Raw genomic sequence first — 1,452 nt, 5'->3', positions numbered from 1 at the left:
CTTTTGGGGCAAAAACCCCGGCATTCGAGCAAACCGCACGCCATTTCCATCACCGCACGAGGTTCTCATGGAGTTCATCCTTCCACCCTGGGCCTTTGCCCTGCTCCCCGCACCATTCCTGCTCGCGGCCCTGTTCTGGGGCGCCCCGGTCATCGCCCTGGTCAGCGAACTGGTCGGCATGGTCACCAAGAAGCCCTTTCCGATCCGGGTCGGCCAGCACGGTTCACGGCTGGCCGTGCTCGGACACGCCCTGTTCTGGATATTGGTCGCGGGGATTGTCGCGTGGCAATGGCCGGCCCCGTGGGCGTCGGATTTCGCCCAGGCCAACCAGCTCGCCCTGCTCCTGACGTTCGCCGTGCCCATGTTGGGCAGCCTGTTCCTGACCGCCTATGATCTGACCTGGAAAGGCTCCAAGGAACGCCGCGCGATGCACTTTTTGCTCGGCGCCCTGGCCTGTCTGACCATCAAATACGGCTACTGGGGCTTGGCGATTCTGGCCTTGCTCGGTTTTCGAGGCATTCCCCTGGACACGCCGGCCTTCATTCCCACGGCCTCGTCCGCCCTGTGGCCGCTTTTTGCCCTGTGGATGCCCCTGTCCCTGTCCCTGGCCGCCGGCCTGGGACTTTGCTACTTGGTCGCGCGGCGGTCCAAGGACGACTGGGGGCGGGATTATTACCGCTTTGCCGCGCCTTTTCTGGCCAAATGGCACATCCTGACCGGACTGTGCGCTCTGGGCCTGCTGGTCTGGCTTGGTCTCGGCCTGACCACCACCATGAACCTCTTTCTGCCCCAGATCCTTTATCCCGGCGTGGCCAGTGTGGTCTGTCTGGTCCTGGGCATGGGGATGTCCACGATGATTTCCGTCGGCGACAATCCCATGCGCATGAAAGTTGCCATGCTGGGCGTGACCGTTCTGAACTATCTGCACGTTGGCCTGCTCCTCGTGGCGGCCTGCGAAATCCTGACCCATTATATTCCGGGTTGGAACCTGCCCACCTTTGTTCCGGCCCTGCTTCAACTGGCGCGCGGTTAAATTTGCCCCTGGTTCCAAAATTCAGCGAGGTCTTGCATCGTCCAATGCAAGACCTCGCTTTTTTTATGGCATCCCCAAGGGGATTTGAAGTCCGTCATGTTGAGCACCCCGTTTGAACGGCAACGGGCCCAAAGCCAACATTGTTGGCGGTAAATTTTGGAGGCAGGCTGCGCGTGATACAATTATAATCGTAATAATTTGAATTAAATATGTTTTATACGCGGCACACTTTGTGCTTAAAAAAATTCTACGGAGGACTTCCATGACTGCAAACGAAATGGTGCAAAGTATCGGCAAACGCCTGGGCATCCCAGAGTTATGCCTGAATGAACATGGATTGTGTAGAATCAGGCTGAATAACAGCATCGTCGTCGATTTTGAAGAAGATGACACCAAGAATTGGTTGCATGTTTTCGCCG

General features: G+C 57.5%; 1 protein-coding gene. It reads left to right on the top strand.

Annotated elements, in window-relative coordinates; all coding sequences use genetic code 11:
• Positions 1-67 precede the first annotated feature (67 nt).
• Entirely contained in the window at positions 68-1,033 is a 966-nt protein-coding gene (locus EOL86_14890) for a hypothetical protein (GenBank protein NCD26855.1), read from the top strand.
• Positions 1,034-1,452 lie beyond the last annotated feature (419 nt).

This window comes from Deltaproteobacteria bacterium, assembly GCA_009930495.1.
In the GTDB taxonomy this organism is placed as follows: Bacteria; Desulfobacterota; Desulfovibrionia; order Desulfovibrionales; family Desulfomicrobiaceae; genus Desulfomicrobium.
This window is presented reverse-complemented; position numbering and strand designations above follow the sequence as displayed.

What these genes read in the sequence shown, in the direction of transcription:
- EOL86_14890 (NCD26855.1), top strand. Translation starts at nt 68, where the DNA reads ATGGAGTTCATCCTTCCACCCTGGGCCTTTGCCCTGCTCCCCGCACCA.